Here is a 6,804-nt window from a genome sequence, read left to right on the forward strand (position 1 = left end):
CTCGACACGTAGTGCCTCGCGAATCCATCTGGACGGAATGCGCACTCGGTGGCCGACCCGAATGGCGGGTAGCTCACCCGATTTGACGGCGGCATAGACGGTGGAACGTCCGATCCCGAGGAGTCTGGCCGCGTCAGGTATCGATATCGTCGGCTCGCCCAGCAGGCGTCGCAACGCTTCTCTCACACCCGTGTCGGTGGTATCGCGTTGCATACGAGGTTGTTTGGACATAATAGGCTCCTGACAGGCTTGTTGCCCGGTCAGTCCCTCGCGACCTTCAGGATACCGTCCGGTTCTGTCAGTGGCGTATGACCTGCTGTGAGGTTCCCCCGCTAATCCGGAGAGCCCTCCGAGAAAGTGGCGTGAGAAATTGTCAAAACCTGTGGTTCGGCAGGGTTCAGGCGACCTCCGTTCGGGCGGTGTCGGCCGCGCTGGTTGACGGCGTCGGGGTGATATCGCGGGGGCGTTCGAGCAGCTTGCCCTTGTGGAACAGGGCTCCGTTGCGGACGAGCGCGACGAGTTCGGGGGCGTTGACCTTGCGCCAGCGGGCTTGGGCGGCCTCGATCAACGTGTAGGCCATGGCGATTCCGGCCGCGCGGGAACCGGGGCCCTTCGTGACTTTCGTCCGCAGCCGGACCGAGGCGAAGGTCGATTCGATCGGGTTGGTGGTGCGCAGGTGGATCCAATGCTCGGCCGGGTATTTGTAGAATTCCAGCAACACATCGGCGTCGTCGACGATCTTCGCCACGGCCTTGGGATACTTTGCACCGTAATCGATTCTGAACGCTTTGATCGCGACCTGGGCGTGATCGATGTCCTCGGCGTTGTAGATTTCCTTCATCGCCGCTAACGCGCCCGGATGCGTCGATTTTGGAAGCGCAGCGAGAACATTCGCCGACTTGTGGAACCAGCAGCGCTGTTCTCGGGTTTGCGGGAATACCTCGCGCAGCGCTTTCCAGAACCCGAGTGCGCCGTCCCCGACCGCCAGCACCGGGGCGGTCATGCCGCGACGGCGGCAATCACGTAGCAGATCGGCCCACGACTCTGTCGACTCCCGGTAACCGTCGCTGATCGCGACCAGCTCCTTGCGGCCATCGGCGCGGACTCCGAGCATCACCAGCAGACACAATTTCTCCTGTTCGAGGCGCACTTTCGTGTGGATACCATCGACCCAGAGATAGACGTAGTCGGTGCCCGAGAGGTCCCGGGCGGAAAACGCTTTCGCCTCGTCCTGCCACGACGCGGTCAACCGCGTGATCGACGCCGCCGACAACCCGGCCCCGGACCCGAGGAACTGCTCGAGCGCCGCACCGAAGTCGCCCGTGGACAGCCCGTGCAAGTACAGCAGCGGCAGGACTTCGGTCACCTGCGGTGAGCGGCGGCACCAAGCGGGCAGGATCGCCGAGGAAAACCGCTGCCGCTCACCACTTTCCGGATCCACGCGCTTGTCATTGACGCGCGGCGCGGTCACGGTGACCGCGCCGGCGGCCGTCATGACCTGCCGCTGCGCGTGGTAGCCGTTGCGCACCACCAGTCGCCTGCCGTTCTCGTCGACCTGGTCGGCGAACCGGTCGATATAGGCCGCGACCTCGGCTCGCAACGCCGCGGCCAGCATCTCCCCGCGCGCCTTCGCGCACGATCTCGTCGATCGGCGAACCCGACACCGGACCCGCCGCGCCGTCCTGGTTGGACTCGGCGCCGCCGTCGATTACCTTGAGCATGGGACGTACCTTCCCGCCCGGCGTTGGCGCGCCGAGCAGATCGAAACCCGTTGTCTTTCAGATCATCCGGGAAGGTACTCCCTCCCGGTCATCCACAGGTTTCGATCATTGCTCGTCGGCGGTGGCCGAAGGATCGAAGCTGGGTCGAACGAGCTGACGCCGCACTCTGTGGCAATGGCGTGTTGGTCGCTTCGTGGGATGCAGACCAAGCCGACCGGCAAGCCGCTGCGGAGAGGAAACGCCTACTTCGCGAAGCGCTTCAAGGTTCGGAGGCGCTTCTTGTCGCGCCCGATGGCGTGCCACTGGAGGGTATCGGCCAGGAAATCGTCAACATCTCGACCAAGGCCCGATTGGAGTCGTACGACGAGACCTTTCAGAAGGCGCTGGGCTTGCGATCAGAGCTTGCGAGACGCCTGAGAGTAGGGGCGTATTCCACCGGAGAGATTCGAGACCTGTACGTCGCTCTAGGCCGGGTCTCTGGGGTGCTGTCGTACCTCACTCTCGACCTGGGTCAGGCCCAGGACGCAAAGGTCCATGCCGAAGCGGCGTTTCAGCTCGGAGACCGGGCCGGGGACGATCAACTTCGTGCCTGGGCAAGAGGCACCCAGGCTCTTGCCTACCGATTCACGAAAGATTTTGAGATGGCGCGTGATTCGGCTAGAGACGGACTGAGTTACGTCGGTACGTCCACCGGTACCGCGGAACCGCGGCTTCTGTGTGGGCTGGCCGCGTCGGTGGCCAACTTGGGGGACTCGGCCACGGCGCTCGAGCTTCTGGATCAAGCCGACCGAGTGCGGGACCAGTGCAGGCCGGACGAGATTCCGGGGTTGTTCACATTCACCCCCGCGAAACAGATCTACTACCACGGGTTCTCGCTCATGTGGGCCGAGGACCCGAAGACGCTTCGCCGATCGGTCAGGGCGTCCGAGGAAGCGATGGACGCTTGGAAGGTGCAGCACTCACCGGGGGACGAGATGCTGACAATCATCTACCTGGCGTCAGCGAATGCCCTTCTCGGGGACCTGGACGCCAGTCTGGCCGCGGTGTCTCCAGTACTCGAGAAACCGGTGTCCGCGCATTTCTCATGGGTGCGGAAACGGCTGACACAGTTGAATGCCCTGCTTGGGAAGAATTTCCCGGACTCGAAGGTTGCGGCAGACATGCGGTTGACACTCGACGCCTACGTAAGGACCGACTGAGCCCCTGTGAATCAGCCCCTGGGCGGTCCGCACCGCCGCGTGCTAACACGGTTCTCTCTCAACAAGACTCAGATCGAGCATGAGCTGGCCGACCTCGCCTGATCGCCTACCCAAGATGCGCTTGGGGCTCCATGACGACCTTCACGAGGCTTCAGGGGTAGGGAGTGTACGGATCGCCGAGTGGTAGGTGGCGTGTACGAGGGGGACGCTGTCGGGTTCGATGCGTTCGTCGGTGGTGTGCTCACCTCTGGCTGTGTTGGCGAGGGTCTGATGCCAGTCAGCTGATCCCCGTACTGAGATCCTGCGGTTGGGCGTGTGTTGTGCCGGTGGCGGCGCGGACGACGGGGGCGAGCAGGCGGGGGAGGACGAATTGGTCGCGGGGTAGGTGTCGTGCGTCGGGGAGCCAGTTGTGTACGAGTCCGACGGCGAGGCCGCTGTCGGGGTCGGCCCAGCCGCCGGATCCGGCGAGTCCGCCGTGTCCGAAGCCTCGTGGGGCGCCGGGGGCGGGGATGGAGTGGTAGCCGAGTCGCCAGCCCATGGGGAGCAGCAGGTTTCGGTCCGGGAGCCAGGTCTGCACGCGCGATATCTGCCGCACCCGTGATCGTGACAGCAGGGGAGTGTCGGTGACGATCGTGTTGTAGACGGAGGCGACGGCGCGGGCGGTGAATACTCCATTGGCGGCGGGCATTTCACCGGTCAGGATCGCCGGGGCGGTTCCGGAGGTGAGCTGTTCGATGCCGTGGGTGTAGATGGCTCGGGCGAATCCGGTGCCCGGCAGGGGGATTCGTCGCGCGATCCGCAGGAGGTGGGCGGCGCCGGGGATGCCGAACGGGACGGATGATCCGTGTGAGACGGCGACGGTGGTGTTCGCCGATGATGGTGGGGTGCCGAGGTGGAGGCCGTCGGTGCCCAGGGGTTCGGCGAGTTCGGTGCGGTACAGCTCGCTCATGCCCTTACCGGTGACCGCGCGGGCGATTCCGGCGGCCAGCCAGCCGAAGGAGATCGCGTGGTATGCGGGTATTCCGCGCCATCGGTCCGGTGCGGCGGCGGCGATCCGCTCTTCCATCAGGTGGTGGTCGACCAGTTCGTCGAGGTTCTTGGCCAGCGGTGTGACGTGGGAGAGTCCGGCGCGGTGGCTGAGGACTTCGGCGACGGTGATCTTCTTCTTGCCGTTGGCGCCGAAGGCGGGCCAGTACTCGGCGACCGGTGCGTGGTAGTCGAGCAGTCCGCGTTCGGCGAGCCGGTGCAGCACGGTGGCGGTGATGCCTTTGGAGGTCGAGTACGACAGTGCGGCGGTGTTGTGTTGCCAGGCGATGCCGCGGTCGGGGTCGGCGGTGCCGGTCCAGACGTCGATCACGGGGCGGCCGCGGTGGTAGACCGCCAGTGCGCCGCCGCCGCGGCCGGTGGAGAACAGTCGCGCGAATGCGGCGATCGCATCGGCGTAGCGGTGTTCCCAGGTGCCGTGCACGACGGTGCCGGACTCCTGGGGGTGATCGTGTCGGGAAGGAAGCGGATCAGGCACGTCGTTGTCGCCTTACTCGTTGCCGAATTTCTTTGCAGAACAGCGGAATCGAAACTTTCGTGTTAGCCGGGGACGTAAGCGGTCGAAGAGTCGGGGTAGGCGCGCCACGCCCATGACAGTGAGTCGAGCAGGTTGCGTTTGAGCGTGCGCGCGTCCCGGGTGTCGCTGGGGCGTTGGGTGAGGGCCTCGCGGATCATCTGCACGAACCGCCAGCGGGTGACGCCGAAGGCGACGAGCAGTTCGCCGGCGCTGGCGCCGCCGGAGGGGGCCCGTCGGATCGCGAACTCGACCACGGATCTCGCGGCGGTGTCGAGCGATTTGCTGGCCGCCAGGAAATCGCAGTGCGTCATCGACGAACGAACCCATCCCGGGTCGCCGGTGGTGTGTGTCGCCGGGGACGTCGTCGACTGCGGGCTCTCGGGATCATTCGCGGGCGCGCGGTCGGGCGGGGTGCTGGCGTCCGGGGTCTGTGGATCGGTGGTGTCGATGGCGAAGACCGGGAACCGGTCCTCGGGCGGGTCGGGCTCGTATCGGACACGGATCGGCCGGTCCGAGGGTGGTGGGAGCTCACCGTAGATCGTGGAGTAGATCCAGGGGCCGTCGTCGAGTTCGACGATGGCGACCGTGGACTGCTCCCACGTCCCGGCGTTCGAGGGGTGGTGTGCCACCTTCCACGACACGATCGACCCGGTGCCCGAGGAGGGTACCCAGTCCAGGGTCGTGGCTCGGCACGATGAGCAGGCGTTGGTCATTGGCGCGACCAACGTTGCACAGTCGGTGCAACGCCGGATCATCAGGGTCGTGCCGCCGTGGTGTCGTGGGTTCTCCGGTTTGTGGTCGAACATCGGAATCCTCGCCAGTTCTTGCCTGCGCTGTCACTGACGAGCCTGCGTCACGCAGGGCCCTACCCGCGACGGCAGAACTACCCACGACATACCTATTTTTGCCACCCCCGCCCAGTAGAGGCGCTGGTCGGCAAGGGCCGGGAGGCGCAAATCCGTCCGACACGACGGCGTATCTGCAGGATAGGAGCCGCAGCCATCCACCTGCTGGACGGGCCCGCTGCATGCATGGCTGGCTCGGCTGGACGGCATGCGGTTCAGCGCCTGAGCGCAGACAGTGCCGCGGCGACCTCGAGGAAAGTGAATTTCACGTAGGCCGCGGTGTCCATCGCTCGAATGCGGTGGGGGAGCCCACAGGTGTCGCAGCTCGGCCCAGTCGGGCGCGGTGGTGGACGGGCCGCCTCGCTGCGGCGGGTTTGTCAGGCCGTCCAGGACGAGGGTCCAGCTCGCGCAGGCGTAGTTCGACCATGTGCTCGGCGCTGGTTGGCAGGCGGGTACTGAGATGGTTGAGCAAGGCCGTTCGCAGAAAGGCGGTGGAGGCTGTCCAGGGTCGCAGTTGTCGGCCATGACGGACCCGGCGCGGCGGACGACCTCCGACCGCAATGGCGAGTGGATCCTGCGCACGGGGCGTGAGCTGGCCGTCGTCACCGGCGAGCACGGCTCGGGCGCGGAATGAGAACAGACCCCGGTCACCCTCGAGCTCGGCGGCAAGAATCCGGTCGTCATCGAAAATCCGGTCGTCATCGATCGTGCAAATTAGTCAAGATGATTGAAATCTGCTGGCCCACAACGTGGCACAGCACATGCTCGATGCGGCGTCAGCAGCGATCGAGCCAGCGCCGCGGTACAGCATTGAAATCGTCGAGCGCCCGTCGAGAGCGACGAAGCTGTGCACGTTCGAAACCAGAGGCCGCCAGTCACAAGATCACGTACCACGCGGTTCGTAAGTGTCGCCTCCATGTCCGCCTGTGATTGAGTGTTGGAGTGGGAGACGAACTTTCAGCCTTCGGCAGTCGTCGCGACGCTGGTGCGAGTCGTAAGCGCCCCGTGAGCCTAGGCGGCCGCATTGACAATCTCGGCACCTATCGATTCTTATGCCCTACGGTTGGTTGCCGGTGGTTTCGCGACGAGAACACCACCCAGAGCAATCCGCATTGGCGGGAGCTGGTCGAGGCCGCGATCGACGACCACCTCGCTGCCAAGCATCCTCATTGGATCCATCCGGAATACAACTAGATCGAGATCGAACGCGTTGATGTGCAGACCTGTTGTATGCCGAGCAACGTGACCTGTACCAGGCGAGAAGTGGTGTATTGCACAGCATTTCGGCTCGCCATTGCCAGAGGGACATGGGTCGTGGATCTCGCGAAATGTGAACTTGGCTAGGGTGGGCGCGGTGACCTTCAATCCAGATTTGTGGAATGTCGTCCCGGGATTCGAGAACCTCACCGACATCACGTACCACCGGCACATCGAGCAGGGCACGGTCCGGATCGCCTTCGATCGCCCCGAGGTACGCA

5 protein-coding genes and 2 pseudogenes are annotated in these 6,804 nt (G+C 64.9%); 3 read left to right on the forward strand and 4 right to left on the reverse strand.

All coding sequences use genetic code 11. The features are described from left to right. Together ACFXN1_RS50825 and ACFXN1_RS50830 are read right to left on the reverse strand one after the other, a co-directional pair. On the reverse strand, positions 1–231 hold a 231-nt coding region (locus ACFXN1_RS50825; RefSeq protein WP_379464125.1), incomplete at its 3' end, for a helix-turn-helix domain-containing protein. A gap of 166 nt (positions 232–397) precedes the next feature. Then, positions 398–1,721 (reverse strand): annotated as a pseudogene (locus ACFXN1_RS50830) (IS256 family transposase). A gap of 179 nt (positions 1,722–1,900) precedes the next feature. Here ACFXN1_RS50830 and ACFXN1_RS50835 point away from each other — a divergent pair. After that, positions 1,901–2,920: a hypothetical protein gene (locus ACFXN1_RS50835; RefSeq protein WP_379446745.1), complete on the forward strand. Its 1,020-nt coding sequence runs from the start codon at positions 1,901–1,903 to the stop codon at positions 2,918–2,920. A 277-nt stretch (positions 2,921–3,197) separates the two neighbouring features. Here ACFXN1_RS50835 and ACFXN1_RS50840 read toward each other — a convergent pair whose 3' ends face one another. Both ACFXN1_RS50840 and ACFXN1_RS50845 read right to left on the reverse strand, forming a co-directional pair. Then, positions 3,198–4,442, reverse strand: a complete 1,245-nt coding sequence (locus ACFXN1_RS50840; protein ID WP_379464127.1) for a serine hydrolase domain-containing protein — start codon at positions 4,440–4,442, stop codon at positions 3,198–3,200. Between the two features lie 62 nt (positions 4,443–4,504). Continuing rightward, positions 4,505–5,122, reverse strand: a complete 618-nt coding sequence (locus ACFXN1_RS50845) for a hypothetical protein (RefSeq protein ID WP_379464129.1) — start codon at positions 5,120–5,122, stop codon at positions 4,505–4,507. A 1,146-nt stretch (positions 5,123–6,268) separates the two neighbouring features. Between ACFXN1_RS50845 and ACFXN1_RS50850 the strand changes: the two genes are divergently transcribed. Beyond that, positions 6,269–6,520 carry a hypothetical protein gene (locus ACFXN1_RS50850; RefSeq protein WP_379446694.1) on the forward strand — a complete coding sequence of 84 codons (252 nt, stop codon included), beginning with the start codon at positions 6,269–6,271 and terminating at the stop codon, positions 6,518–6,520. Between the two features lie 160 nt (positions 6,521–6,680). After that, positions 6,681–6,804, forward strand: a pseudogene (locus tag ACFXN1_RS50855) (1,4-dihydroxy-2-naphthoyl-CoA synthase); the annotation flags it as partial.

The organism is Nocardia sp. NPDC059154 (assembly GCF_042755705.1).
Taxonomy (GTDB): Bacteria; Actinomycetota; Actinomycetes; order Mycobacteriales; family Mycobacteriaceae; genus Nocardia.